Genomic DNA, 26,568 nt, shown 5'->3' with positions numbered 1-26,568 from the left:
TGAAAAACAGAGAAATCGCACTCTGCGCCAGCAAAGCGAAGATATGGAAGCGTTATTGTGACAAAACCGCAGCCGAACGCAAGCCACAGCCTATAAGAGCAAGCCCAGCAGCAACGGCTGTATCAGCCCGCAACACCAACGGGCCTAGGGATATTGGGGTGATGCAGGAATATTTCAGCATCATCTGACATTCTCTATCACTTAGGCCACCTTCAGGGCCAACTAAAAAACCATCACCTGCATGTGCATCGGGTAACAGCGCGGGGGTATGTATTGCCCGGTTCTCTCCACGTTCTATGGCTGCAAACAGGCGGTGTTCCTGTGGCCAGCTTGCCAGAAAATCTGTGAATGACTGTGGGGACTCTATATGTGGCACATCAAAGCGCTCACATTGCTCCGTGGCTTCGGTGGCGATGGCGTGCAGGCGGTCTGGGTTGATGCGGTGAGTATTGGTGCGTTCGGTTATAAGGGGCACAAAGTGCGTGACACCCAGTTCCGTGCCCATGCGCAAGGCCAAGTCGGTGGCATCACGCTTTAATAGGGCAAAAGCCAGAACCAAAGCAGGTTGTGGCGTGGGGGAGCGCAATTGGTGTTCTAGCGCAAAAAAACCTTTATCCTTCCGGATTTCCGTAATGCGGGCCAGCCATTCTCCACTTTTTGCGTTGAAGATGCGCACATGGTCTCCGGCTTTTTTGCGCAGCACGGTGCCCAGGTAGCGGGCCTGATCTGGCGCGATGGGCAGAGTTAGGCCTGTTTGGGCGTCTCCCAACGTTTCTGGAGCATTGTAAAGGCGCGGAAGGTGCGCTGTGGCATCTGTTACAACCATGGTTACCGGGTCTGTCTAAGCTGAAAGGTGTAAGTGATTCCCGCTTTGTGGCATAGAACACCAGCCCTTAACACCATATGCCTTTCTGAACAGGATACGTGAGCAGCCGTGTCAGTTTCTTCCAGCCATACAGATATCCGCATTACAGGGTGGATTGCCCATCTACCACCAGCATTGCAGGCCTATGCTTTGCTTGCACGGCTGGATAGGCCCATAGGTACGTGGCTTTTATGGCTGCCGGGCATGTGGGGCATTCTGCTGCCTCAGGGTGTTGCTACTTTCGAGCGTATCCGGCTGATTGTGCTGTTTGGTATTGGCAGCCTTGTTATGCGGGCCGCAGGCTGCGTTGTAAACGATATGTGGGATAGGGACATAGATCGGCAGGTGGCGCGCACAGCGGGGCGGCCACTGGCATCTGGCGCGTTGAGCATGAAGCAGGCGACACTGTTTTTGGTGCTGCTTTTACTGGCAGGCTTGGCTGTTCTGGTGCAGTTGAACACCCTTTCGTGGGTGTTGGGTGTGTCATCCCTGCTGTTGGTAGCGCTTTACCCATTGGCCAAGCGGTTTACGTGGTGGCCACAGCTTGTCATGGGCTTTACCTTTGGGTTTGGCGCCCCCATGGGGTATGCGGCAGCCGCAGGGCATTTATCTTGGGCGCAGGCAGCTTTGTATGCGGCAACCATCGTTTGGCAACTGGGGTTTGATACCATCTACGGCTTTCAGGATATGGAAGACGATGCCCGTATTGGTGTAAAATCCACCTCTCGCCTTATGGTGGGTCGGGCACGTGGGTTTATTGGCGCCTGTTACGGGCTGATGCTTGTTTTGTTGGCTGTGGCGGCTGTTTTGGCGGGGGTTGGCCCGTTGTTTTGGGTGGCTTTGGTGGTGCCTGCCATATTGTTGTGGCAACAGGCCCTTAAGGTAGACCCCACAAGCCCCGCTTTGTGCTTGGCTCAGTTTCGGGCTAATCGAGAAATTGGTCTGGCCGTAGCGCTGGCGCTCGTTGCTGGGTTGATAGCTGTATAAGCCTGCATGTTTCATATGAAAGAAACCACGTTCATGAAATCCATTTTCCGGGCTGTTCTGCCAGCGGCTATGGGGTTGGTTCTGGCTGGCAGCCAAGCTTACGCACAGGACGATACCGGTGAAACGGCTATTCCCGTGGCATCTTCTTCCGCACCGGCTGCAGTGGCGCTTTCTGCATCAGATAAAGCATGGCTGAAGAGGATTGAGCAGGCGCTCAACCAATCCAAAACCTTTCAGGCCCGTATTCAGCAACTGGATGCAGAGGGAAAGCGCACCACCGGCACCGTATGGATGAAGCGTCCCGGCCAGATGCGCTTGGCGTATGATCCACCATCCCCACTGCTTCTGGTGGCAAATGGCGGGAAGGTTGTGTTCCGGGATAACCAACTGGATCAAACCACGGTTATTCCCATTGAGCGTACACCATTGGGCCTTTTGCTGCGCCCCCATGTGAGCCTGACAGATGATGTAACAGTTACGGGCTTTCAGCATGATAACGGGTTGGTGCAGGTAACGCTTGTGCGCACGTCTTCTCCCGGTGATGGCAGTCTGACATTGGTTTTTTATGAAACACCAGTTGCTCTGCGATCATGGAGTGTGCTGGATGCGCAGGGGCGGGAAACCCGTGTAACCTTGTTTGATGTGCATGCAGGCGCAGATATTCCAGCCAGCACCTTCGTACTGCCAGCAGAGAACGATTAAACTGTGTTGAAAGCAGCTTTTTCCTCCTCTCTTCTGGAAAAAGCTGCCGTGCGGGCCGATATATTCATACAGATTGAGACAGATTAAAGTGAGGCACGCAGGCCATGGCCGCAGAGCGTGAACCCCCGATAATGGGTGATGATCTTTTTGGGCTTTCTCCTGAGCCATCGCAGGGGGGAAGCGCGGACGCACGTAAAAAGCCAGCGCCCACACAGCCATTGGCCGACCGTTTGCGCCCGCAGCGGCTGGAAGATGTGGTAGGGCAAGCGCACCTGTTGGGGCCAGAGGGTGCGCTAACGCGTATGCTTGAACGTGGTTCTCTTGCCAGTCTGATTTTGTGGGGTGGGCCGGGTGTAGGTAAAACCACTATCGCGCGCCTGTTGGCCCAAGCTGCGGGGCTGAAATTTGTGCAGCTTTCCGCTGTGTTTTCTGGTGTGGCGGATCTGAAAAAAGCGTTCGAGAACGCACGCAGGCAAGCAGAAGCTGGTGGTGGCACACTGCTGTTTGTAGATGAAATTCATCACTTCAATCGTGCGCAGCAGGATGGCTTTTTGCCTGTTGTGGAAGACGGCACCGTTGTGCTGGTAGGCGCTACAACCGAGAATCCTTCCTTCGCGCTTAACTCGGCTTTGCTTTCTCGCTGTCAGGTCATGGTGCTGAACCGGCTGGATGATCCTGCTTGTGAAGCCCTTCTGGTAAGGGCGGAAGAAGAAACAGGCCGACCCTTGCCGCTTACGGAAGATGGACGCGTAACCCTCCGCGCCATGGCGGACGGTGATGGTCGTTATCTGCTGAACATGGTGGAGCAGCTTTTAAGCCTGAAAACAGAAAAGCCGCTGGATGCGCAGGCACTTTCCCGCCTGTTGGCAAAACGCGCCATTTTGTATGATCGGGATAGGGAAGAGCATTACAATCTTATTTCCGCGCTGCATAAATCCATGCGCGGATCAGATCCGGATGCGGCCCTCTACTGGTTTGCCCGCATGCTGGAAGGGGGGGAAGACCCACGTTATCTAGCCCGCCGTATGACACGCTTTGCCGCAGAAGATATAGGCATGGCAGACCCACACGCCCTGCCATTGGCTGTGGCTGCGTGGGAAACATATGAGCGCCTAGGCTCACCAGAGGGGGAGCTGGCTTTGGCACAGCTTGTGGTACATCTGGCCACAGCCCCCAAATCCAATGCAGTTTATAAAGCCTATGGTGCTGCGCGCCGTGCCGCCAAGGCTACAGGCAGCCTCATGCCGCCTGCACATATTCTAAATGCCCCCACAAAGCTGATGCAGGATATCGGCTACGGTAAGGGCTATCAGTATGATCATGATGCGGAAGAAGGCTTTTCTGGTCAGAATTATTTTCCCGACGGTATGAGGCGGCAGAACTTCTATAATCCAACGGGCAGAGGCTATGAACGGGAGGTTCGTCACAGGCTAGAAACGTGGTCCCGCTTGCGGGATCGGCGTTAGTCGTGAATATCGGCGCATGAGTGTTGTCAATCGTACCGTAAGCGAAGACGAAGATGGTATTCGTCTGGATCGCTATTTTCGCCGCCATTACCCGCATCTTACGCAGGGGGCGCTTCAAAAACTGTGCCGCACAGGCCAGATTCGTGTTGAGGGCAAAAGGGTAGAAGCTTCTACTCGGCTGGAGCCAGGGCAAACGGTGCGTGTGCCCCCTATACCCATGGCCGCTAAACCCGCGCGAGATGTGCCGCGCCCGCTGGATGAAAAACTGGCGCGCGAAATCCGCAAGATGGTGGTGTATCAGGACAAGCACGTTATTGTTCTTAACAAACCCGCAGGGCTTGCCGTGCAGGGTGGCCCCGGCATTACCAAACATATTGATATGATGCTGGATGGCCTGCGGGAAGAAGATGACCCGCGCCCACGGCTGGTGCACCGGATTGATAAAGATACTTCCGGCTTGCTGCTGTTAGCTCGCACACCCGGTGTGGCTGCCAAGCTGGCCGCATCTTTCCGTGGCCGGGATGTAAAAAAAATCTACTGGGCTGTTGTGGTTGGGCGGCCTGACCCACTTTCGGGAGAAATAGACCAGCCATTGGCGCGTTTGGGTGCAGGTCCCGGTTCCATAACCGTGGCGGCAGACCGCAAAGATGCCGATGCGCAATTTGCACGTTCTGTTTACGAAGTGCTGGATTCGGCTGCGCGCAAGTTTTCTTGGCTGGAGCTTTCACCGCTTACCGGGCGTACGCATCAGTTACGTGTGCATTGCGAGTCTTTAGGTACGCCTATTTTGGGTGATCCCAAATATGGTGGGGCGGCTGCACATCCTTCCGGTTTTACAGATAGACTGCATCTGCATGCCCGTATGCTGGATATGCCTCATCCGGCTGGTGGGCGCTTAACCGTAAGTGCCGAATTGCCGCCGCATATGCGTGAAACCTTCCGAACCCTTGGGTTTGTGCCGGGCACTACACCACCACCGTCACGCCGTGGTGGCCAAGGATAAGGACGGTTTAAGTTGAAACAGGAGAAACGCACATGCGTCTGAAATGGAAAATCGGCCTGTTGGCGGGGGCCGCTGTTCTGGCGCTGGGCGGTGCCACGATTGTATCTGCTACACAGGATGCAGATTGGCTTAAAACACGGTTGGCCGATGCCGTGGAAAGTAGCACAGGCCGTCACCTCGCAATCGGCCAGTTGCATGTGTGGATTCTGCCTTTTCCATGGGTGGAAGCAAAGGGCGTCAAACTTTCCAGCGTGGCGGAAGATGGCGTAAATATGCTGGATATCGGGCAAGTCCGTGCCCGGCTGGCATTGTTGCCGCTGTTTTCGCACCGCATTGCGTTTGAAGATGTCAGCCTGATCAGCCCACAAGTGCAATTGCGGCGTTTGGCGGATGGGCGGGCAGACTGGCATTTCACACCGCAGGAGCGTCAGAGCAGTGGTGGAGGGACTTCTTCCAGTTCCGGTAAGATGCACTGGAATCTAACGGTCTCAGACCTTTCACTCACGCAGGCGCAGGTAGCTTGGCTTGATGCAGTGCATCATCGCTCCGGTGCGTTTCAGGTTGCCGAAGGCAAGGTTAAAGGGCTTTCAGGTAACGCGCCTGATTTTGACGTAAAGCTGCGTAAAGGGGCTGGTCAGTTAGCGCTTACCGGGCAAACTGGGCCTTTGTTGCCAATGTCTGCCCAGTTGCCAATGCAGCTCAGAATTTCCCTTACCGTTAATGGTCATCCTGCTGGGTTGGCCCATATAGATGGGTCCATCACAGATCCACAGGGCCAAAAGGTTTATGCGTTGCAGATTGGTGGCTCTGTTGCGCAACTACGTGACCTGAATGTCTTTTTTCCGCATGCAAATCTGCCAGATGGCCGTAACGTATCTATAGATATGGCTGTTGGTGGGCAGGGGGCGCAGCCTGCACCACAAAGCCTGCATGTGCGGGCAGAAAATGTGGATGTGGGCGCATGGTTGCCACAGGCCGCGTTAACACGTGTGGTGATAGACACAGCCCGGCCAACAGACCCGGTGACGACCCAGATTGATGGTCAGGTTGGGGCGCAGGTATTAAGCCTGCGCGGCACGGTTGGTACAATACAGCAGTTGGCTCAGCCTGAGCACGTTGCGCAGCAGGTTGTGCCAGTGGATTTAACGCTCACACAGGGTGAATCCAGCATACACGGCACAGGTACCCTAAGTGCTGGAGCTTCTGCGTTGGATGTGCATGGCCAGCTTGCGCATGTGGCGCCCGGTGGTGATCTGCCAGCCGCCAATGATCTTAAGGTAGATGGCCGCATAGATGTTGCCGATACGGCTGCGTTGATACGGCACCATGCTGTGCCGGATGTGCTGCGTGGCGCGCATGGTGCGGTGGATGTGCAGGCGCAAAGTGTAAATTGGCAAGGTGTTACATGGGCGCATGTCAGCACGCATGCTACGTTGCAAAATAGCAGGCTAACGCTTGAGCCCGTGCAGGCAGAGGGCAATGGTTTCCAACAAGTCGGCCGCTTGGTGTATGATGTCGCAGGTGCCGTGCCTCAGATTGAATTGGCGGCGCATCCTGTATTTTTACCATTGCCTGTTGTTGAGCGCTGGCTTGGCCTTTCTGCATCTCTTTCTGGCACGGTGCAGCTTGTAGGAGCAGTTTCCACACAAGGGGAAACGCCGGAAGATCGGCGCAACAATCTGGATGGTCACCTTGGGGTTTCGGTTGTGGATGGCAGCGTAAGTGGGGCCGCTATTCGTACCCTTTTAGGGCCACAGGTGCCTGTTAAAGGCAAAATGCCAGTCAGGTGCTTTGGCAGCCATATGCAGTTTGCGCAGGGTAACGCCAACATTGATATGTTAGGGCTGGAAACGCCGTTTCTGGTTCTGCATGGGCACGGCACAGTGGGGCTGGGCTCTCAGGCGCTAGATATGCATCTGTCTCCTCGCGTGTTGCTGGGTGGGGCTTCGGCTTCTTCCGATGTTGCAGTTACAGGTACATTGTCAGACCCCAAACCGCGTATGGACCCGGCTTACGAGGGCCGATACGGCATAAGTATTGGTGGAAATGATGGAGAGGGAGATAGTTGCCCCTCTATGCTTTCCGCTGCGCGTGAGGGTGTGGCTGGGCCAGATGCTCCGCAGAAAAAAGCGGGCAAGGAAGGAAAGGTCATGAACATGTTGCGTGGCTTGGGGCTGTTCCAATGAAAATGGCATCTACTGAACATAATGTTTCTGGCAATGCGCCTGCTGGCCGTAAGCGGTTCTGGAAGCAGGCCAATGTCACGCCGGAAGAGCAGGGCTTTGTGGTGCAACTTGATGGGCGCAGCATTCGTCTGCCACGCAAGACTCCGCTATGCGTAAAGTCTCGCGCGTTGGCAGATGCACTGGCGGCGGAATGGCAAGCTGCCGGGCAAAATGCAGATGGTCGTTTTTCACCTGCAGATTTGCCTCTTACCGGCATTGCAGGCTCCATGATCGAGCGTATTCCTGCTGAGCGGGAAGGGGTTTTACGCAGCCTTCTGGCTTATGCGGGAAGTGATCTGCTGTGCTACCGGGAACCGGGAGAAGGTAAGCTGGCACAAGCCCAGCGTAAGGAATGGAACCCGTGGCTGGAGTGGCTGCGTAAGCAATATGGTGTCACCCTGCACACATCCTCTGGCGTGATGCCAATTGTGCAGCCTGAAGAGTCGTTGCAAAAGCTCTATGATGCCATGGAAAAGCTGAACCCAGCGGAATTGGCTGTGCTTGCTGTTTCCGTGCCTGCATTGGGGAGCCTTGTGCTGGGTTTGGCGCTGGTGAATGGTGCAGGTTCTGTAGATGAGCTGGTGGCCAGTGCAACGCTGGATGAACGTATGCAGATGGCTGTATGGGGTGAGGATACGGAAATAACAGACCGTATTGCCGGTATACAGCGGGAAGTGGCCGATGCCGCCCGTTTTCTAGAGTTAGCGCGCAAGTCTGCGGATTGATGCCAACCCGAATGTCTAAGGATTTATATTCGGCGTAACCCTTGGCAAGTTTGTAATCTTCCCCAAGTATGGAGCAGTTCAAGCTTTTAAGGAGCATAGACATTATGAAAATCAAAAAGACCCTTCTGGCAGCAATTGTGGCTGCAGGTGTTTCTGTTGCAGGCGTAAGCGCACATGCAGAACCGGGTAACGGATTTAATGGAAACGGCTTTGGTCCCGGTATTCCGGGTGCAGGGCTGAATGCTCTGGATGGCATTGATCTTACAAAAAAGCAGCGCAAGCAGATCCAGACCATCCTGCAGGAAGCACACCGTCAGGATCAGGCGCAGGATCTCCGTGGTGATTTCGACAAAATTCATCGCCAGATTGAAGATGCCCTAACATCTCCCGGCCCGGTGGATAAAGATAAGGTTGCAACTTTGCAGCAGGAAATGGCTACCCTGCGCGCCCAGCGTGAATCTCAGCATCTGGAAACGGCTTCCCGCATTCATGATGTGCTGACAACCGATCAGCTGGCACAAATCCATGCACGTCAGGTAAAAATTCATGATCTGCTGGATCAACTGCATGCGGTAGAACATCCGGCCCCAGCGGTTGATGCAGACAAATCTGGCAAGTAAACCGCCAGAAGGTTCTTGACTCTCGCAGGGGTATCCCGTAACCCCTGCAACAAATCAGGCCCGCCACTCCGCGAGTGTTCGCGCAGTGGCGCGTCTTGTTATGGGGTGTGATACTTTTGTTCGAAGCTCTTTCAGGCAAGCTTTCCGGCGTTTTTGATGGCCTCGCTAAACAGGGAGCGCTGTCTGAAGCCGATGTTCTGGAGGCAATGCGGGAAGTCCGTCTGGCTATGCTGGATGCCGACGTTGCGCTGCCTGTTGTTAAAGACTTCGTTAATAAAGTTAAAGAACGTGCCGTTGGGCATGAGGTGCTGGAAAGCATTTCTCCCGGTCAGGCTGTCGCCAAAATCGTCAATGATGCACTTATTGATGCTCTTGGTGGTGCGGGTGCTGTTCCTCTTAATCTCAATTCCACTCCGCCTGTTCCTGTTCTTATGGTTGGTTTGCAGGGGTCTGGTAAAACCACTACCTCTGGTAAGCTGGCCCTGCGCCTTAAAACGCGTGAACGTAAAAAGGTTCTGCTCGCTTCTCTGGATACACAGCGCCCTGCAGCACAGTTGCAGCTTGCGCAGTTGGCAGAGCAGGTTGGTGTCACGTCCCTGCCGATTATCGCTGGACAGACACCAGTAGAAATTGCCAAGCGTGCCCTCGATACGGGGCGGCTTGAAGGTTACGATGTCGTTATCCTCGATACCGCCGGTCGTCTTTCCATAGACGAAGCGTTGATGGATGAGGTGCGGCAGATTCGTGATGTCACACATCCGGCAGAAACTCTGCTGGTTGTGGATGCCATGACCGGGCAGGATGCCGTGAATACCGCTAAGGCCTTTAATGAGGCTGTGGGCGTAACCGGCGTTGTCATGACCCGGATGGATGGTGATTCCCGCGGTGGTGCAGCGCTTTCTATGCGTGCCATTACCGGTGCCCCCATCAAGCTGATTGGTACGGGTGAAAAGCTGGACGGGCTGGATGAGTTTTATCCAGAACGTGTGGCAGGCCGTATTCTTGGCTTGGGTGATATTGCCGGGCTTGTTGAAAAAGCCGCCGATACGCTTGATCAGGAAGAAGGTGAACGCCTCGCCCAGAAGATGATGGCGGGCAAGTTCGATCTGGATGACTACGCATCCCAGATCCGCCAGATCAACAAGTTGGGGTCCATTTCCGGTATTCTGGGCATGTTGCCGGGCATGGGTAAAGTTAAGGAAGCTTTGGGGGACAAGGATCTTGATACCTCGATCCTGAAAAAGCACCTTGCCATTATTTCTTCCATGACCAAGGCAGAGCGCAAAAAGCCTGCCATTATCAAGGCATCGCGCAAAAAGCGTATTGCTGCCGGGTCTGGATCTACAGTTCAGGATGTTAACAAGCTGCTTAAGCAGTTTGATATGATGTCCTCCATGATGAAGCGCTTCAACAAACTGGGCTTGAAAGGTCTCATGCGCCAGGGAATGTCCGCGCTCATGCCGAAAGGAATGGGAGGAGGAGGGCCGCCGGGTGGGCCTGGTGGCAATCCTTTCCGCTAAGGCGGTCTGTTTCTAGAAGCAGTTTTTCGGGTTTTTTATTTTTGGGTCTGGAGTAACTCCGAATGAGTCTTAAAATTCGTCTTGCCCGCGCAGGTGCCAAGAAGCGTCCTTACTACCACATCGTTGTGGCAGATAGCCGTTCCCCGCGTGATGGTCGTTTCATTGAAAAGGTTGGTGCTTACAATCCAATGCTGCCGTCTGACCACGCTGAACGCGTGCGCCTGACAGAAGAACGCATCAAGCATTGGCTGTCTGAAGGTGCCCAGCCGACAGATCGCGTTGCACGCTTCCTTGGTAACGCTGGTCTGGCGCCTAAGCCCGCTTATCGTGAACAGCCGAAAAAGTCTGCTCCGAAGAAGAAGGCACAGGCACGCGCTGCTGAAGCTGCTAAAGCTGCCGAAGCCGCTGCTGCCTAAAGCCTGAAACCATCATGTGCTCAAACCTCATTCTGATGGGCGTTGTTGGTAAACCGCATGGTGTGCGCGGCCTTGTGCGTGTGCGCGCTTATGCGGAAAACCCACAAACGCTGGAGCAGTCTGGGGCATTGCAGGATGATCAAGGCCGTAAATGGTTCCTTAGTTGGCGTGGGGCGGATAGCGTGGCCGAATTGCGGGATGCCAATGGCACGCCGTTGGCCGATCGTGATGCTGCGCAGGCATTGGTAAACACCCGCCTGTATGTGCCGCGCACAGCTTTGCCTGAACCTGAGGAAGAAGAATTCTATCATGCTGATCTGATTGGTATGGAAGCATTCGAAAACGGTCTTTCTCTTGGTCGTGTTGTGATGGTGCATGATTATGGAGCTGGCGCCAGTCTGGAACTAAGTGATGGTTCCCTTGTTCCGTTTACTCAGGCCTGTGTGCCGCAGGTGCATCTGGAACAACGGACAATTACGGTGGTGCGACCTGAAGAAGTTTCGGGCGAAGAAGGACGTGGCGTTGGTAAACGGCAGAAAACAGAGGTGCAGCCATGAACTGGCAGGCCACTGTGCTCACGCTGTTTCCTGAAATGTTTCCGGGCCCACTGGGGCTTTCCCTTGCAGGGCGAGCACTGGAAAAAGGCTTGTGGACATGTCGGACGGAAGATCTGCGGCAGCATGGTCTGGGCCGGCATCGTGCAGTGGATGATACACCGTTTGGTGGTGGTGCAGGCATGGTTATCCGCCCAGATGTGGTGGATGCTGCTTTTGCAGCTTCTCAAGCGCCAGCGGATGTGCCGCGTGTGTATCTTACGCCACGTGGGCGGCCTTTAACGCAGCAGGATGTGCGGCGTTATGCGGCTGGTTCTGGGGTGTTGTTGCTGTGTGGTCGGTTTGAAGGTGTGGACGAGCGTGTGCTGCAAGCGCATGACGTCGAGCAGGTATCTATCGGAGATTACATTCTCTCTGGTGGGGAAACTGCTGCACTGGTGTTGCTGGATGCGTGTGTGCGCCTGCTGCCCGGCGTGATGGGGTGTGGAGAAAGTGGCGTAGAGGAAAGTTTTTCCGAAGGGCTGCTTGAATATCCGCACTATACCCGTCCTGCTGAATGGGAAGGGCGCGCTGTGCCGGAAATCCTGCTTTCGGGCAATCATGCCGCCATCGCGGCCTGGAGGCAGAAGCAGGCAGAAGAAATAACGCGGGAAAGAAGGCCGGATCTGTGGTCTGCCTGGCTGGCTCGCAAGGAAAGAAACATGGCTGAAGCTGTGGGCGGGGCCGCACAGACAGACCATTTTGGGGTTTGAGGAAGGATACCGACATGAACATCATTCAGCAGTATGAAGCTGCAGAAATTAAGCGTCTGACAGCAGAGCGCGCTGTTCCGGAATTCGAAGCCGGTGATACGGTGCGTGTTTCCGTTAAGGTGCAGGAAGGTGAACGTACCCGTCTGCAGGCTTTTGAAGGCGTTGTGATTGCCCGTTCCAACAAGGGCCTGAACAGCAACTTCACCGTGCGCAAAATTTCCAATGGTGAAGGTGTGGAACGTGTGTTCCCGCTGTACGCACCTACGGTGGCAGAAATCAAGGTTGTGCGTCGTGGTAAAGTGCGTCGTGCAAAACTGTACTACCTGCGTGGCCGTAGCGGTAAGTCTGCACGTATTGCAGAACGCCCGCGTGAAGTGGTTGCCCCGGCAGCCAACTAAAACCATATAATCGTTTACTGCGGTCTGATATGGTTTTTAAAACCCGGCTGGCCTATGTCAGTCGGGTCTTTTTGATATATAGGCATACCGCAACAGCACTGGCCCAAGTAGGTGTGCTGGCGCATGTAGTGTAAGAAATATAAAGGAGGAGGGCATGGGCCCGCGTACGTTGTTCGACAAGATCTGGGATGATCACGTCGTTGAAACTCTGCCGGACGGCACCTCCATTCTTTATATTGACCGGCACCTTGTGCACGAAGTCACCAGCCCGCAGGCTTTTGAAGGCTTGCGTCTGGCAGGGCGTAAACTGCGCCATCCGGAAAAAACGGTGGCGGTGGTTGACCACAATGTGCCCACGTCTGACCGTACCCAGCCGATTGAAGAAGCTGATAGCCGTAATCAGATTGAAACGCTGGAACGTAACGTTAAGGAATTCGGGGTTCCGTATTTCCCGCTGCTATCTGCCAATCAGGGTATTGTGCACGTTGTCGGGCCAGAGCAGGGGATATCTCTGCCAGGCATGACCATTGTGTGCGGTGATTCCCATACGTCTACGCATGGTGCTCTGGGTTCGCTGGCTTTCGGTATCGGTACATCGGAAGTCGAGCATGTTATGGCTACGCAGACCATTCTGCAGCGGCCAGCCAAAAACATGCGCGTTACGGTAGATGGCGCGCTGGGTGCTGGCGTTTCTGCCAAAGATATCATGCTGGCTATTATCGGGCACATTGGCACGGCTGGTGGCACAGGGCATGTTATTGAATTTGCTGGCTCCGCCATTCGTGGTCTGGACATGGCTGGCCGCATGACGCTGTGCAACATGGCGATTGAGGCCGGTGCACGTGCAGGCATGGTTGCGCCAGATGAAACCACATTTGAATATGTGCGTGGCCGCCCCTTTGCCCCCAAAGGCGAAGAGTTTGATAAGGCCGTTGTCTACTGGAAAACACTGGCTTCTGATGAAGGCGCGCATTTCGATAAGGAAGTGACGCTTCGGGCAGAAGATATCAGCCCTAGCCTGACATGGGGCACCAGCCCAGAAACAGTGCTGCCCATTACGGCTGCCGTGCCTAATCCTGCTGATGAAGCAGATGAAGCCAAGCGCACCCAAATGCAGCGCATGCTGGACTACATGGGGCTGGAAGCCGGGCAGAAAATTGCAGGCACACCCATTGATGTGGTTTTTATTGGGTCTTGCACCAACAGCCGCATTGAAGACCTGCGTGCCGCTGCGCAGATAGCGGCTGGCCGCAAGGTAGCTGAAGGCGTGCGCGCCATGATTGTTCCGGGTTCGGGCAACGTAAAGCGGCAGGCGGAAGAAGAAGGTCTGGATCAGATTTTTCTGGATGCCGGTTTTGAATGGCGTGAGGCCGGATGCTCTATGTGCCTCGGCATGAACCCGGATCGGCTGACACCGGGCCAGCGTTGCGCTTCTACATCCAACCGTAATTTTGAAGGGCGTCAGGGGCCGGGTGGTCGCACACATCTGCTGTCTCCAGCTATGGCTGCTGCTGCTGCTGTTACCGGGCGCCTGACTGATGTAAGGGAGCTGGCATAATGGAAAAGTTTACAACTCTGTCGGCCATTGCAGCAGCTCTGCCAGAAGCTAACATTGATACCGATAAAATTATTCCGGCACGGTTTCTTAAAACCACGCAGCGCACTGGTTTGGGCAAAAATGCCTTTGATGCTATGCGCTATCTGCCAGATGGTAAAGAAAACCCGGATTTTGTGCTGAATAAAGAGCCATGGCGCAAAGCCGAAATCCTGATTACCTATGATAATCTGGGTTGCGGTTCATCGCGCGAGCATGCGCCTTGGGCATTGTTGGATTTCGGCATTCGGTGCGTGATTGCCCCTTCTTTTGCAGATATCTTTTTCAATAACTGCTTCAAAAACGGTATTTTACCGATCCGTCTGCCGCGCGAAATTTGCGATGAGCTGATGGAGGATGCCAGCATGGGCAGCAATGCCCGCCTTACGGTTGATCTGCCCCGGCAGGTGATTGTGCGGCCAGATGGGCAGGAAGTGCCTTTTGAAATCGATCCGTTCCGTAAGCATATGCTGTTGGAAGGGCTGGATGATATTGGCCAGACACTTCAGCACGAAACAAATATCGAAGGGTATGAAAACCGGGAAAACCGGGAAAAACCTTGGATGCCTTCCATTCATATTGATTGATTATTCTGGAGCTGCATGATGACTGCACAGAACACAGCCATAAAACTTCTTGTTCTGCCGGGTGACGGTATTGGCCCCGAAATCATGCGGGAAGTCCGGCACGTTATTGATTGGCTGGAAAGCCGTCGTGGCCTGTCCTTTGATATTACGGAAGATCTGGTTGGTGGTGCTTCTCTGGCAGAATACGGTGTGCCTATCCGTGATGAAGTAATCGAGAAGGCATGGGCTGCGGATGCTGTGCTGTTTGGCTCGGTGGGGGATCCGAAATGGGCACATGTGGGGTTTGAAAAGCGCCCGGAAGTAGCCATTCTCAAGCTGCGACAGGAACTGGGGCTGTTTGCCAACTTGCGCCCTGCCAAAGTGTTTGATGCACTGGTTGATGCCAGCACGCTTAAGCCGGATGTGGTGCGCGGTCTGGATATTATGATCGTGCGTGAAACGGTGGGTGGTATCTATTTTGGCAACCCACGTGGTATTGAAACCCTGCCAGATGGCAGCAAGCGCGGTGTGAACACAGAAGTTTACACCACATCCGAAATTGAACGTGTGGCACGTGTGGCGTTTGATCTGGCACGCAAGCGGTCCAACCGTGTGTGCTCTGTTGAAAAATGCAATGTCATGGAAAGTGGCCTTCTATGGAAGGAAGTGGTGACAGATGTGCACGCCAAAGAATTCTCGGATGTAGAACTTTCTCACATGCTGGCCGATAACTGCGCCATGCAGATGGTGCGTAACCCGCGCCAGTTTGATGTGATTGTAACAGGCAACCTGTTTGGTGATCTGCTGTCTGACCTTGCATCTATGCTAACAGGCAGCTTGGGTATGCTGCCTTCTGCAACGCTTGGTGCTGTGCGTGAAAATGGCAAATTCCCCGCGCTGTATGAGCCTATTCATGGTAGTGCGCCGGATATTGCCGGGCAGGGCATTGCAAACCCAATTGCGCAGATTCTATCTTTTGCCATGCTGCTGCGTTACTCCCTGAATAAGCAGGAAGAAGCAAACATGATTGAGCAGGCAGTTTCCAACGTGTTGGAAAGCGGTCTGCGCACGGCAGATATCATGAGCGAAGGCATGGCGCGCGTTGGCACATCCGTTATGGGTGAAGCCATTGTGCGGGAGCTGGATAAGCTCCAGAAGTAACGCTTTTAGCAAGCTACCAGTTTAAAAAGCCGCTCCACTTTAGGTGGGGCGGCTTTTTTTATGTGCGCGAAGCTATCAAACATAGCAGGCACAAAAAAGGCCGGAACATCCATAGGATGCCGACCTTTTTTGGATAGAAGGATGGAAAGGCTTAGAAGCCTTCGCGTTCCAGACGCTTACGTTCCATCTTACGAGCACGGCGCACGGCTTCTGCCGCTTCACGGGCCTTACGCTCAGACGGCTTTTCGAAGTGCCGACGCAGCTTCATTTCACGGAAGATTCCTTCACGCTGCATTTTCTTCTTGAGCGCTTTAAGAGCCTGATCGACATTGTTGTCACGGACGAGAACGTGCACTTGGTCTCTAACCCCTGTTTCAGAAAAATCCGGGTAACCCGGCTTTTTGTAGATTATACGGAACCGGAACCGTCGCGGCCTTGCGGGGCGCCGATTCCTTTGTTGGCGGCCTCTATAACACGGCCTTTAGACAAGATACAATTTGTTCTTTCGTGTTTAAAATGCACTTCTGAGTGCTTTTATTGTGCAACCTCCATAGAAATGGGGTGAAAAATGGCAGTTCTTGCAATAGCCCGCATGGGGCACCCGGTTTTAAGGCAGTCCGCGCAGGAGGTGCCAGACCCCACAGCCCCAGATATTCAGCGCTTGATAGCCGATATGCGTGAAACTCTGGAAGAAAGCGGTGGCGTAGGCTTGGCGGCCCCACAGGTTTTTATGTCTCAAAGGCTTTTTATTTACAGCGTGCCGTTGGCCCGCAGTGAAGGAGAAGATGATCCGCCTTTGCCTGTGCAGGCTTTGATCAACCCGATTTTAACGCCTGTTGATGATGAAACGCAGCTACGGGCAGAAGGCTGCCTTTCTCTGCCTGATCTGCGTGGGGAAGTGCCGCGTTATAAGCGCATATGGTATGCTGGGTTTGATCAGCATGGTCAGAAGGTGGAAGGCATGGCCACAGGCTTTCGGGCGCATGTCATGCAGCACGAAATGGATCATCTGGATGGAATCCTCTATCCCATGCGGATGACGGATATGAGCAAATTTGGATTTGCAAAAGAAATCACACGGTATGGGGCATAAAGCATGAGCACGGGTGCAGGTAAGATAAGTCAGGCTATCTCATTGGCAGTGGCAACTTTGGCTGCTGGCATTATGCCTGCGCCTTTGGAACGTGACCCAGCGCGGGATGAGATCTTGCGTAAAATGGCTGCGGTGGCCGGAGAGCGCGGATGGGGCATGGATGTTCTGCTGCAAGTGGCAGGCCCAGATGCTGACCTGCTGTTTCCGGGTGGGAGTGCGGAACTTGTGGAAGCGTGGTTTGATCTGTGTGACAGAGATATGCTGGAAGCTATGTGGGATACGGAAGAAGCTCGACTAAGCCAGCGTGTAAGGCAGGCGCTGCTGTATCGGCTCCCAGCAGATGGGTCTGTCCGTGCAGCCTCGCGTAAAGGTCTTTCTGTTTTGCTGGCACCGTGTGAGGGAAAAGCGCTGCGCCGAAGCATGATGCGCACCGTTAATGCCATCTGGCAGGCCGCGCAGGATGACTCTTCTGGGCTAACTTACATGACCAAGCGCCTGAGCTTGGGTGGCATATATGCCTCTGTGCTGCTGTACTGGCTGGCCCGTGGCGATAACGAAGCCGCTTTGGCTGCGTTTGTGGACAGGCGTCTGGCAGATGTTCTGCGTTTTGGGCGTATCAAGGCCCGTATGGGTGGTTTTCCCTTTATGGCGCGCGCTTAAAAGCAGGGAGCCTGAATGCATATGTCCCTACCTCATGAAACAGCAGGGGCAGACCTGCTCTTTCTGCGGGAAGAACAGTTGAGGCTGGCGCAAACCCTCATGTTTCTGGCATCGCGCGATATGGCGCAGGCTGTTGAGCCCGTTTTAGAAGAAGATGGTTTGGGGCACGCGCATTACCGGGTCTTGCAGGTTCTGGCATTTAGCCCCGGTATTCCAGTTAGCCGCCTTCAAGCTGTGTTGGGGGTGACAAAACAAAGCCTTGGCCGCACCATGCATGAACTGGACGCAAGGCGGTATCTGGAAAGCCAACCGGGCCGCCAGGATAGGCGGCAGCGTCTGCTTTTTTTAAGCCCAGAAGGTAAGGCGGCAGAAGCCAGATTGTTTGCTGTTGTGCGCCAGCGCCTTGTGGCAGCGTACCGGGAGGCAGGAGGTGCCGCCGTAGAAGGGTTTCGGCGCGTGATGCGTGGAATGTTATCCGAGCAGAGTCGGTCTGTGCTGAATGAAGATGCAGCAGGCAAAAAAGGAGGGCGGCATGGAGCATGAGCGCGAGAGTGTGGAAGAAGATGTCGCCCCGCATGTTATCGTGGTGGATGATGATCCACGGTTGCGGCGGCTGTTGCAGCGTTACCTGTTTGAGCACGGTTTTCGGGTAAGCGTGGCGGCGAGTGCGGCAGAAGCACGGCAAACGCTGGAAGGTATTCAGCCCGATGCCATGGTGCTGGATGTGACCATGCCGGGTGAAAACGGTTTGGAGCTAACACGCGCACTGCGTGATGAGGGGCAGGAACTTCCCATTCTGCTTCTTACAGCACGAGGAGAGCCAGCAGACCGCATTACGGGGCTGGAAGCTGGGGCAGATGATTATCTGGGTAAACCTTTTGAGCCGCGTGAGCTGCTTTTGCGCTTGAAAGCACATTTGCGCCGGCATCAGCCTGCTCCGGCCACGGATAATCTGCGCATCGTGCGGTTAGGGGATAAGGAGTTTGATCCGGTTCGGCTTATTCTTAGTGGCCCCAATGGCACCATCCATCTTACGGGAGGGGAGGCCGCTCTGCTTTCCGTATTGGCGCGCAGGCCCAATGATGTGTTCTCGCGGGAGGAAATTGCCAAGGCGCTGGATATGGCGGAAATTGGAGAACGCGCCGTAGATGTGCAGGTTACGCGTCTTAGGCGACGTATTGAGCCCGACCCCAAGGAACCACGATACCTGCATACCATTCGTGGGCGTGGGTATGTGCTCAAACCCGGGCTGTAAGACTAGATCATGCAGCGCAGCGGGCTAAAGCTTTTTCCATCCTCATTCTGGAAATCACGCAGGGTGGAAAAATCCATGCGGCGCGTGCTTCCACGTTCGCTTCTGGCGAGATCTTTGCTGATTGTGTTCATTCCCTTGCTGATCACGCAGGGCATCGCGCTGGAAGTGTTTTACGGTAATTTTCTACAGGTTGCCTCGCGGCGTCTTTCAGATTCCGTTACATCGGAAATTGTGCTCTCATTGAACGCCTTGGAGCATTTGAAAAAACCGGCAGACCGGCAGTGGTTTGTAGAGCAAGCCCAGCAACATTTGCAGTTGGTGGAATCGTGGCATTCCAATGCGCGGCTTAGGCGTTTTGGCTCTACCCATGTGCTGGGGCCTATGGATGAAGATCTGGCTCGCGCCTTACGTGCCTCCATTAGCTATCCGTTTTTTGTAAACTGGCGGGCAGACCCCCATACAGTCAAAATTTCCATTCAGTTGCCAGATGGTGTGCTGGATGTAGAAGCACCGCGTAAACGGTTGGATATGGGGCAGATCTGGCTGTTTGTGGCATGGGCTGTTGGTAGTTCCTTGCTGCTGTTTGTGATTGCCAGCCTGTTCATGCGTAACCAAGTGCGGGCTATCCGGCGGTTGGCTCATGCGGCCGAACAGTTTGGGCTTGGGCGTGATATTGGCCCTATTCGTCCGGCAGGGGCGCAGGAAGTGCGTAAAGCTGCTGTGGCCTTTAACCGCATGCAAGATCGGATTTACCGTTTTGTATCGCAACGCACGGGGGTTCTGGCGGGTGTATCGCATGATTTGCGCACACCACTCACCCGTTTGCGGCTTTCTTTGGACATGATGCCCCGTACCGGCATGGTACGTGCAGAGGATATTCAACCCGACGTGGAAGACATGATTGGTGATGTGGCTGAAATGGAGCACATGATTGCCAGTTATTTGGCCTTTGCACGGGGGGAAGGGGCCGAAAACGTTGCAGAAACCGAAATAGAACCCTTTTTGGAAGACGTGGCTGCTGCGGCCCGGCGGGCTGGCGCGCATGTTTTTTCTGTGCGTGTGGCACAGGGGTTGCGCGTGCACATGCGCCCAGATGCCATGCGCCGCGCATTAACCAATTTGGTGGATAATGCGCGGCGCTATGCAAAGCATATCAATTTAAGCGCTCAGAGCCGATCAGATGGCGTTGTGGTGATGGTAGATGATGATGGGCCGGGTATCCCTCCAGAACGTCGAGACGGCGTTCTACGGGCTTTTGAGAGCGGGCGTGGGGGTGGAACCGGGCTGGGGTTAACAATCTCACGCGATATCGTGCGCGCACATGGCGGCGAGATGGAATTGCTGGATTCCCCAATGGGTGGCCTGCGCGTCAGGCTGTTCCTGCCGCGCTAGACCTGCTGGCAGTTACAGAGAGTTGCCAGAACCAAAGTGGCCTGGCCCCTGATTGTTCATGCCCATACCCCCTGCGCCACCGCCTGCGGAGCCCGCGCCCATCATATTCTGCATGGGGTTGTAGCGGCCCACGTTCCCCAGAATCTGCTGTAGGATGTTGATTTTTGTGCCCGGCGTGGGGGTGATGCTGTTGATCATGGCGACAGAGCGGGAATCTTTTTTGTTCAGTGTGCGTAAGCTCTGAAGGTTGCCTGCATCATCAAACTTCAGCACCACAACCTGCTGCTTGCCGATTCCCGGAAAATCCATGGGAATCAGATATGTGCTCATGGAAATATAGATCCATGTGTTGTCATCAAACGCTCCCTTGGTGGTGGGGGAGCCTAGCAGATCTAACGCATCGGCCCGTGTGCTGGCGCCGGGAATAAGCTGGTTGTAATCATCTGCCTCAATCAAAGAGCCACGGGGCGTGGGGGTTGGCCCAAACACGGCGCAGCCAGAAAGCGCTATTACTGCCGCCAACGCGCCGCAGGTATTCCGCAGGCGTGATATTTTGTTCTGGCGTGGCTGCTTCATTCGGTTGAGGCTTCCCTAAGTATAACATTTAAGGCATCCGCACATCGCGGCCATGTAACAGTCGGATGCCTCAAACTGATACGAAGCGTCAATTACAGAATGGTTTTTTCCATTCGTTTTTACACTTTACCCCCTTTAGCTTTCCTTCAAAAAGCCCCAATTAGAAAAAGCGTTGCAGATGGGGATGTGCCCGTAAGTGTATGCGCCCCTGTAAACGATCTTCCTCTGCCAGCTCAGGAGGCTGCCATGTCTGAAAAACCAGAATTTTCCCGCCCAATGGCATTGCGCCGAATCGGAGGGCAGGAAACTGCAGTGACGGTGGAAGCAACAGAACAGGAATGTGCAGCGATTGCTCGCCGCCTTGGTTTGCCAAAAATTACACTTTTTCGCTGTCGGTATCTGCTTAAGGCCGATAGGCACAGCGTGGTGGAGGCAGAAGGTGCGCTGGCTGTTCATTATACGCAGACCTGCGTTGTCAGTCTTGAAAATTTTGAGGATGTTCTGGCAGGAGCATTCAACATTCGGTTTGTGCCTTCTGAACGGTTTGTAGAACCCGAAGAGCCTGATTTGGATGCAATTGATGAAATTCCGTATGAAGGGCAGGATATTGACTTGGGTGAAGCTGCGGTAGAGCAGTTTGCGCTTGATTTGGACCCATACCCACATGCGCCGGAAATTGATCTGCCAGAAGGCCTTGTTCTGAGCGAGGAAGAGGCAGAAAAACTTCTGGAAGAAGGGGAGCAGGATGAAAAGCAGAACCCCTTTGCGGCCCTGTCTCGGCTAAAACCGGGGAAGGCCTGATCTAGGCGCGGTACGGGTTTTCTTTCCGGATTGCTTGCGAAAATGCTTGCTGTCTGCTAGAGGCCCCGGCTCAGTCTGGTGATAAACCTGTGTTGTTGTTCGGTGGGGTGAAAAAACACGCTGCCGGGCGTTTTTAAACCGTTTTTCAAGAGGGGGCTCGGGCTCATGGCTGTACCCAAGAAGAAAACCTCGCCTTCACGTCGTGGCATGCGTCGCAGCCATGAAGCTCTGAACGTGGAAGCTTTTGCTGAATGCTCTAACTGTGGCGAACTGAAGCGCCCGCACCATGTGTGCAGCCATTGTGGCCATTACGATGGTCGTGAAGTGGTTGCTTCTGGTAAGGCACTTAAGGTTGCTGTCCGCGCTTAATAGCGTGGGTTTGCGGTAAAACGCGCATTGCAGCGTGATGCGCGTTCTGTGGGAGCAAGGCATCTGCGGTATGGCAGAGAAGCAGGCATGAACAAGACCGAGATTCCAGATAATTCCCTTTCTGAACAGGACGAGGTGTTCAGCCTTGCCGTGGATGGAATGGGAGGTGATGGGGCTCCGGAAGTTGTTGTCGCCGGGCTCGCCGCCGCCGCTGAACGGCACCGAGGCATCAAGGTGCTGCTGCTGGGGGATGAATCCCAGTTGCGGCCTTTGCTGGCAAAGTACCCCAAGGCTGCATCCATATGCACTATCTCGCATACGGATCAGTCTATCCCAATGGATATGAAGCCAACATCTGCTTTGCGGATGCGGCGATCGTCCATGCGCCTTGCCATGGATGCCGTGGCAAGTGGCCGTGCCCGTGGTGTGGTTTCTGCTGGTAACAGCGGTGCCATGCTGGCTTTGGCCAAGATTGTTGTTAAAACCCTTCCGGGTATTTCCCGTCCGGCCATGGCGGCCATCAGCCCTACCATCAAGGGTGATGTGGTCATGCTGGATTTGGGTGCGAATGTGGCGTGTGACTGGCGCAACCTTGTAGAGTTTGCCGTAATGGGTGAAGCTTTTGCCAAGGCTGTGTTGGGGCTGCCTGCGCCCTCTATCGGGTTGCTCAATATCGGTTCGGAAGAGCTGAAGGGTGATGAAAAGCTGCGTGTAGCAGCAGAAGCCCTGCGAGAAAGCCCACTGGCTTCGCAGTTCCATGGTTTTGTGGAAGGGCATGATATTACCGCAGGCACAACCGATGTGGTTGTAACTGATGGGTTTACCGGAAATGTCGCGCTTAAAACCGGGGAAGGGGTGCTTAAAATGGCAACCACTCTCCTGCGGCGCGTATTTAAGCGTGGTATTGTTTCCAAAATTGGATATCTGCTTGTGCGTCCGGGTTTGGAACGCATGAAGGAATGGCTTGATCCGCGCCGTTACAATGGGGCCGTTTTTGTAGGCCTGAACGGTGTGGTTGTTAAGTCTCACGGCGGCACGGATGCAGAAGGTTTTGCCGCAGCGGTTGATGTGGCGATGGATATGGTGACGCACGGATTTAATGACAGTATCCGTGATCGTCTCTCCCATATGAGTGCACTTCTCTCTCCCCAGCAAAATGCGGAGGAGCGCGAGCCAGCGGTTCCCGTTTCCTGATTGGTACAAGACTGTCTGATCAGTAGCGGCATGTTGGGTCGCTACCGCATGCTGTTGGCTGATAATGAAAGAACGGTTTATGGCGAAACGTTCGCTTCTGGTAGGGTTTGGCGGTTTCCTGCCAGATCGGGTTGTTAGCAATGCAGAGCTGGCAGAACGTCTTGAAACATCAGATGAATGGATCAAAACCCGCACAGGTATCACCCGCCGCCATCTTGTTGGGCCGAATGATACGGCAGCCAGCATGGGGGCAGAGGCCGCACGGCGCGCCTTAGACTATGCGGGGCTAACGGCTGAAGATATTGATGCAGTTTTTGTGGCGACAGCCACGCCAGATCAGGCTTTTCCTGCAACGGCTGTACGTGTTCAGGCCGCATTGGGCATAAAGCAGGGCTTTGGCTTTGATATTACTGCCGCGTGCTCTGGCTTTATTTTTGCACTTTCCACCGCAGATGCGTTTATCCGTTCCGGCCAGATTCGGAACGCGCTGGTTATCGGTTCTGAAGTGTATTCCCGCATCATGGATTGGGAAGACCGTACAACCTGTGTGCTGTTTGGAGATGGTGCTGGTGCAGTCGTGCTTTCTGCCTCGGATGAGCCGGGTGAGCGCGGTATTCTTTCCACGCATTTACATTCCGATGGTACAGCGGGCGATCTATTGTATGTGGATGGTGCCGTGGGACAGCCAGATAAAAGCGGACATCTGAAAATGAGCGGGCGTGACGTGTTCCGCCATGCCGTTGGCAAACTTTCTTCTTCTGTAGATGAAGCGCTGGAAGCTGAAGGCCTTTCTTACGCAGATGTAGATTGGCTGGTGCCGCATCAGGCGAATATCCGCATTATTGAAGGCGTTGCCAAAAAGCTGAACCTGCCTGCTGAGCGGGTGGTGATAACGGTTGATCGGCATGCCAATACCTCAGCGGCATCTGTGCCTTTGGCATTGGATGAGGCTGTGCGTGATGGACGTATCCAGAAAGGTGACCTGGTTTTGATGGAAGCCTTGGGTGGTGGTCTGACATGGGGTTCCGCTTTGGTAAGGCTATAATTTTAGAACATATTGTAAGCACAACTGCGTGAATGAATTGACGCGGCGTGTAAGCGTGTTACTTTAATTTTTATGGAAACTGTCACACGTGCATCCTTGATAGAGCAGATCTATCAGCAGGTTGGCCTGTCTCGTAAAGAATCCTCCGTTCTTCTGGAAGATGTTCTGGAGACGGTGATGGACGCTCTTGAACGCGGCGAAAGTGTTAAAATCAGCGGGTTTGGCACTTTTTCGGTTAGGAAAAAAGGCCAACGGAGCGGTCGTAATCCGAAAACGGGTGAGGAAGTTCCGATTTTGCCGCGCTCGGTCTTGGTCTTTCGTCCGAGTCAGCTTCTGCGCGCTGAAGTAAACCACGAAACGCTAGATGCAGAAGCGGAGCATGATCATGACTGATGAGGCGCAGACTTTTTCCGAAACAGGGGGAGAGCAGTCTCCTCCGGCAACGGAAAATGTAAGCACGAATTCAGCGCCTTCCGATAAAGGGCCCTTTGCTTTTCGGACAATCAGCGAAGTGGCAGATGAACTTCATGTGCCGCAGCATACCCTTCGCTTGTGGGAAACGCAGTTCCATCAGGTGCGTCCGTTAAAGCGCGGTGGTGGCCGCCGGTATTATCGGCCAGCCGATATAGAGCTTTTACGCCATATTGCAGATTTGCTTTACACTCAGGGTTATACCATCAAAGGTGTGCAGCGGATTCTGCAAAGCGGTGATGTGCCTGCATCTGAAACAGCCCCACAAGATGAGGCTGAAAAGCAACCAGAAACTGCAACAGAGGTAACTGAACCATCTGAAGCTGTGGTAGAAAAATCTGAAATTGTAGAAGATTCTGCCGAAAAAGCAGTTGCTGTGGATGATAATGCATCCACAATCCAGCCAGGGCCAGGGCCAGGGCCAGGGCCAGGGCCAGGGCCAGGGCCAGGGCCAGGGCCAGAGCCAGAGCCAGAGCCAGAGCCAGAGCCAGAGCCAGAAGTGGTTGCTGAGAATGTTGAGGGTGCTGCAGATCTATCACCAGAAATGGAAGATGCAGTGGTGACATTTGCATCTATTGAGCCGCATCCGCATATGACAGAACTGGTGGAACAGAACCGTCAGCTATGTCAGGATCTGGCAGATGTGCTGGTGGAGCTAGAAGAGTTCCGTAAAAAGCTGGTTTCTTAAAAAATTGTGTCAGGGGTGGGTTGTGTTGCAGAAAACCTCCTGCTAAACACCACTCCACACTTAACGGGCAGTAGCGCAGTCTGGTAGCGCATCAGTCTGGGGGACTGGGGGTCGTGGGTTCGAATCCCGCCTGCCCGATATTTTCTCTGAAAAATCAGTGTTGCAGAACAACCCAAAAGCCTAACTGGCTTTTGGGTTGTTTCCGTATGCCCACCGGCACCATAGCAGATTGAGTGCAGCCATAGCCGCAGGCCCAACAAACAGGCCAATCAGCCCCCATGTTTCTGCGCCGCCCAGAATACCCAATAGTACCCAAAGGAAGGGCAGCTTGGTGCTGCCGCCAATAAGGGCAGGGCGGATAAAGTGGTCAGCGGTAAAAATAATCACTGCGCCAATGCAAAAAGTTGTAATGGCGGCAACAGAGCTACCCTGCACCAGAATGAGCAGAGAGACCAAGCCGACAGCTATCATGGCGCAAAAAGGAATCATGGCTGCCACGGCCGTAATCACGCCAAATAAAGCAGGGTGGGGGGCATGGGCAAATACATAGATAATGCCAAGCAGCAAGCCTTCCCCAATACCTACCAGCACCAGCCCTTGAACAGAGCCGTGAATGGAAGCAACAATCTGGCGCCCGATGCTTTCTCCGCGTTTACCAAAAGCGCGGCATGAAACCACGCGGCACTGGCGGATAACGGAAAGCCCATCTTTATACAGAAAAAACAAGGTTAGGATGGAAAAGCAAAACAATGTGGCGCGATGCGCAACCTGCGAACCCACGGCGCGTGTAACAGCCACACCCTTGCTATCCAGATTACCCAGCATGCCAGAAAGATCACGCGGGTCTGAAAGATGCGCCTCCCACCATTTGCTTATGGCGGCACTTCCAAAAGGTAGGCGATGAATGGCATCGGGCACAGGCACACCATATTCGCGCGCATGAGATAGCCATTCCAGTGCGCTCTGGGCTTCTCCCACAGCTTCCAGCGTTACAAGAGTAAGCGGAATAACAAATAGCAATGCCATGGCTGCCGTAAATAACAAGGGCAGAAGCGTGCCAGAGGCTGCATGAGGCCATTTATTACAAGCGCGCGTATAAAGAGGCCATGTGGCAATGGCAAAAACACTTCCCCATGCCAATGCGGGCAAAAAGCCTTGGATAGTGTAAACGGCTACTCCCACAATAAACAGCGCCAGAACTGTACGCGCCATTTCCTGCCCCCGACGAGAGCGCTGGCTTGGTTTGATAAAAGAGCAGCGCGGTGAATCCGGAAGAAATTGTGATGGCAATGAATCGGGCATATTCTGGTGTGTTCTCCCAGGGGTTCCGCAATAACATTTTATCTTCAGCATATTTTGTATGCTGGGGGCGAGCATAAGCTTTGTTATCAGACCATATCGCGGTATGGCGGCGCTGCCTATGCCATAACCAGATATGCCGCATAAGGATCATATTTCCGTATCTTTTTC

At 54.1% G+C, this 26,568-nt stretch carries 30 protein-coding genes and 1 tRNA gene; 27 read left to right on the top strand and 4 right to left on the bottom strand.

Going from position 1 to position 26,568, the window contains the following annotated elements; translation table 11 throughout:
• Positions 1–52: 52 nt before the first annotated feature.
• On the bottom strand, positions 53–826 hold the full coding sequence (locus WG31_RS08905; protein WP_063354289.1) for a 16S rRNA (uracil(1498)-N(3))-methyltransferase: 774 nt from the start codon (positions 824–826) through the stop codon (positions 53–55).
• A gap of 108 nt (positions 827–934) precedes the next feature.
• Between WG31_RS08905 and ubiA the strand changes: the two genes are divergently transcribed.
• The 15 genes from ubiA (at position 935) to leuB (ending at position 15,554) form a co-directional block, all read left to right on the top strand.
• Positions 935–1,852, top strand: coding sequence for a 4-hydroxybenzoate octaprenyltransferase (gene ubiA / locus WG31_RS08900; RefSeq protein WP_063354288.1), 918 nt, complete (start codon positions 935–937; stop codon positions 1,850–1,852).
• A 6-nt stretch (positions 1,853–1,858) separates the two neighbouring features.
• Positions 1,859–2,554 (top strand): LolA family protein, encoded by a 696-nt coding sequence (locus WG31_RS08895; protein WP_063354287.1) that lies wholly within the window; start codon positions 1,859–1,861, stop codon positions 2,552–2,554.
• A 104-nt stretch (positions 2,555–2,658) separates the two neighbouring features.
• The gene (locus WG31_RS08890) at positions 2,659–4,020 is read left to right on the top strand and encodes a replication-associated recombination protein A (protein ID WP_063354286.1); all 1,362 of its coding nucleotides are present in this window, start codon (positions 2,659–2,661) and stop codon (positions 4,018–4,020) included.
• 16 nt (positions 4,021–4,036) lie between these two features.
• Complete coding sequence (locus WG31_RS08885; RefSeq protein ID WP_006116490.1) at positions 4,037–5,023, top strand: RluA family pseudouridine synthase; 987 nt, start codon at positions 4,037–4,039, stop codon at positions 5,021–5,023.
• A 32-nt stretch (positions 5,024–5,055) separates the two neighbouring features.
• Positions 5,056–7,209, top strand: a complete 2,154-nt coding sequence (locus WG31_RS08880) for an AsmA family protein (RefSeq protein ID WP_063354285.1) — start codon at positions 5,056–5,058, stop codon at positions 7,207–7,209.
• The gene (locus WG31_RS08875) at positions 7,206–7,973 is read left to right on the top strand and encodes an ATP12 family chaperone protein (RefSeq protein WP_063354284.1); all 768 of its coding nucleotides are present in this window, start codon (positions 7,206–7,208) and stop codon (positions 7,971–7,973) included. Before WG31_RS08880 ends, WG31_RS08875 begins: the two co-directional genes overlap by 4 nt.
• 104 nt (positions 7,974–8,077) lie before the next feature.
• A complete protein-coding gene (locus WG31_RS08870; protein ID WP_063354283.1) occupies positions 8,078–8,593 on the top strand; it encodes a Spy/CpxP family protein refolding chaperone in 516 nt (171 codons plus the stop codon).
• A 116-nt stretch (positions 8,594–8,709) separates the two neighbouring features.
• Entirely contained in the window at positions 8,710–10,113 is a 1,404-nt protein-coding gene (ffh, locus tag WG31_RS08865; RefSeq protein WP_035350639.1) for a signal recognition particle protein, read from the top strand.
• Positions 10,114–10,175: 62 nt separating this feature from the next.
• Positions 10,176–10,529 carry a 30S ribosomal protein S16 gene (gene rpsP, locus WG31_RS08860; RefSeq protein ID WP_003623956.1) on the top strand — a complete coding sequence of 118 codons (354 nt, stop codon included), beginning with the start codon at positions 10,176–10,178 and terminating at the stop codon, positions 10,527–10,529.
• Positions 10,530–10,543: 14 nt separating this feature from the next.
• Positions 10,544–11,086: a ribosome maturation factor RimM gene (gene rimM / locus WG31_RS08855; RefSeq protein WP_006116495.1), complete on the top strand. Its 543-nt coding sequence runs from the start codon at positions 10,544–10,546 to the stop codon at positions 11,084–11,086.
• Positions 11,083–11,835 (top strand): tRNA (guanosine(37)-N1)-methyltransferase TrmD, encoded by a 753-nt coding sequence (gene trmD / locus WG31_RS08850; RefSeq protein WP_063354282.1) that lies wholly within the window; start codon positions 11,083–11,085, stop codon positions 11,833–11,835. Before rimM ends, trmD begins: the two co-directional genes overlap by 4 nt.
• Before the next feature lie 14 nt (positions 11,836–11,849).
• The gene (gene rplS / locus WG31_RS08845) at positions 11,850–12,233 is read left to right on the top strand and encodes a 50S ribosomal protein L19 (RefSeq protein ID WP_035350614.1); all 384 of its coding nucleotides are present in this window, start codon (positions 11,850–11,852) and stop codon (positions 12,231–12,233) included.
• Between the two features lie 154 nt (positions 12,234–12,387).
• Positions 12,388–13,791, top strand: coding sequence for a 3-isopropylmalate dehydratase large subunit (leuC, locus tag WG31_RS08840; RefSeq protein ID WP_063354281.1), 1,404 nt, complete (start codon positions 12,388–12,390; stop codon positions 13,789–13,791).
• The gene (leuD, locus tag WG31_RS15515; protein WP_006116498.1) at positions 13,791–14,414 is read left to right on the top strand and encodes a 3-isopropylmalate dehydratase small subunit; all 624 of its coding nucleotides are present in this window, start codon (positions 13,791–13,793) and stop codon (positions 14,412–14,414) included. Before leuC ends, leuD begins: the two co-directional genes overlap by 1 nt.
• Before the next feature lie 15 nt (positions 14,415–14,429).
• A complete protein-coding gene (gene leuB / locus WG31_RS15510; RefSeq protein WP_006116499.1) occupies positions 14,430–15,554 on the top strand; it encodes a 3-isopropylmalate dehydrogenase in 1,125 nt (374 codons plus the stop codon).
• A 151-nt stretch (positions 15,555–15,705) separates the two neighbouring features.
• On the opposite strand, the gene rpsU is transcribed toward leuB, so the two are convergent.
• Positions 15,706–15,909 carry a 30S ribosomal protein S21 gene (gene rpsU, locus WG31_RS08825; RefSeq protein WP_003623949.1) on the bottom strand — a complete coding sequence of 68 codons (204 nt, stop codon included), beginning with the start codon at positions 15,907–15,909 and terminating at the stop codon, positions 15,706–15,708.
• A gap of 213 nt (positions 15,910–16,122) precedes the next feature.
• Between rpsU and def the strand changes: the two genes are divergently transcribed.
• The 5 genes from def to WG31_RS08800 are packed head-to-tail and all read left to right on the top strand — an operon-like array spanning position 16,123 to position 19,954.
• Positions 16,123–16,647 (top strand): peptide deformylase, encoded by a 525-nt coding sequence (def, locus tag WG31_RS08820; protein ID WP_063354280.1) that lies wholly within the window; start codon positions 16,123–16,125, stop codon positions 16,645–16,647.
• A 3-nt stretch (positions 16,648–16,650) separates the two neighbouring features.
• Positions 16,651–17,307 (top strand): ubiquinone biosynthesis protein COQ9, encoded by a 657-nt coding sequence (locus WG31_RS08815; protein ID WP_063354279.1) that lies wholly within the window; start codon positions 16,651–16,653, stop codon positions 17,305–17,307.
• 21 nt (positions 17,308–17,328) lie between these two features.
• Positions 17,329–17,850, top strand: a complete 522-nt coding sequence (locus WG31_RS08810) for a MarR family winged helix-turn-helix transcriptional regulator (protein WP_035350643.1) — start codon at positions 17,329–17,331, stop codon at positions 17,848–17,850.
• On the top strand, positions 17,840–18,562 hold the full coding sequence (locus tag WG31_RS08805) for a response regulator (protein ID WP_003623943.1): 723 nt from the start codon (positions 17,840–17,842) through the stop codon (positions 18,560–18,562). Before WG31_RS08810 ends, WG31_RS08805 begins: the two co-directional genes overlap by 11 nt.
• Before the next feature lie 9 nt (positions 18,563–18,571).
• Positions 18,572–19,954: an ATP-binding protein gene (locus WG31_RS08800; RefSeq protein ID WP_006116504.1), complete on the top strand. Its 1,383-nt coding sequence runs from the start codon at positions 18,572–18,574 to the stop codon at positions 19,952–19,954.
• 12 nt (positions 19,955–19,966) lie between these two features.
• Here WG31_RS08800 and WG31_RS08795 read toward each other — a convergent pair whose 3' ends face one another.
• Positions 19,967–20,530 (bottom strand): outer membrane protein assembly factor BamE, encoded by a 564-nt coding sequence (locus WG31_RS08795; RefSeq protein WP_019088338.1) that lies wholly within the window; start codon positions 20,528–20,530, stop codon positions 19,967–19,969.
• Positions 20,531–20,776: 246 nt separating this feature from the next.
• On the opposite strand from WG31_RS08795, the gene WG31_RS08790 reads away from it, so the two are divergent.
• The 7 genes from WG31_RS08790 (at position 20,777) to WG31_RS08760 (ending at position 25,236) form a co-directional block, all read left to right on the top strand.
• Positions 20,777–21,331 carry a DUF177 domain-containing protein gene (locus WG31_RS08790; protein WP_035350645.1) on the top strand — a complete coding sequence of 185 codons (555 nt, stop codon included), beginning with the start codon at positions 20,777–20,779 and terminating at the stop codon, positions 21,329–21,331.
• Between the two features lie 165 nt (positions 21,332–21,496).
• Positions 21,497–21,700: a 50S ribosomal protein L32 gene (gene rpmF, locus WG31_RS08785; protein ID WP_006116507.1), complete on the top strand. Its 204-nt coding sequence runs from the start codon at positions 21,497–21,499 to the stop codon at positions 21,698–21,700.
• 87 nt (positions 21,701–21,787) lie between these two features.
• Positions 21,788–22,894, top strand: coding sequence for a phosphate acyltransferase PlsX (gene plsX / locus WG31_RS08780; RefSeq protein WP_003623933.1), 1,107 nt, complete (start codon positions 21,788–21,790; stop codon positions 22,892–22,894).
• A 64-nt stretch (positions 22,895–22,958) separates the two neighbouring features.
• Positions 22,959–23,939, top strand: coding sequence for a beta-ketoacyl-ACP synthase III (locus tag WG31_RS08775; RefSeq protein WP_063354278.1), 981 nt, complete (start codon positions 22,959–22,961; stop codon positions 23,937–23,939).
• Positions 23,940–24,011: 72 nt separating this feature from the next.
• The gene (locus WG31_RS08770; protein WP_003623929.1) at positions 24,012–24,332 is read left to right on the top strand and encodes an integration host factor subunit alpha; all 321 of its coding nucleotides are present in this window, start codon (positions 24,012–24,014) and stop codon (positions 24,330–24,332) included.
• Positions 24,325–25,098, top strand: coding sequence for a MerR family transcriptional regulator (locus WG31_RS08765; protein ID WP_063354277.1), 774 nt, complete (start codon positions 24,325–24,327; stop codon positions 25,096–25,098). Before WG31_RS08770 ends, WG31_RS08765 begins: the two co-directional genes overlap by 8 nt.
• Before the next feature lie 64 nt (positions 25,099–25,162).
• Positions 25,163–25,236: transfer RNA gene (locus WG31_RS08760), tRNA-Pro, on the top strand.
• A gap of 42 nt (positions 25,237–25,278) precedes the next feature.
• Here the strand turns inward: WG31_RS08760 and WG31_RS08755 are convergent.
• The gene (locus tag WG31_RS08755; RefSeq protein WP_063354276.1) at positions 25,279–26,451 is read right to left on the bottom strand and encodes an AI-2E family transporter; all 1,173 of its coding nucleotides are present in this window, start codon (positions 26,449–26,451) and stop codon (positions 25,279–25,281) included.
• Between the last annotated feature and the right edge of the window lie 117 nt (positions 26,452–26,568).

Origin of the sequence: Acetobacter oryzifermentans, from assembly GCF_001628715.1 — a bacterium.
In the GTDB taxonomy this organism is placed as follows: Bacteria; Pseudomonadota; Alphaproteobacteria; order Acetobacterales; family Acetobacteraceae; genus Acetobacter; species Acetobacter oryzifermentans.
This window is presented reverse-complemented; position numbering and strand designations above follow the sequence as displayed.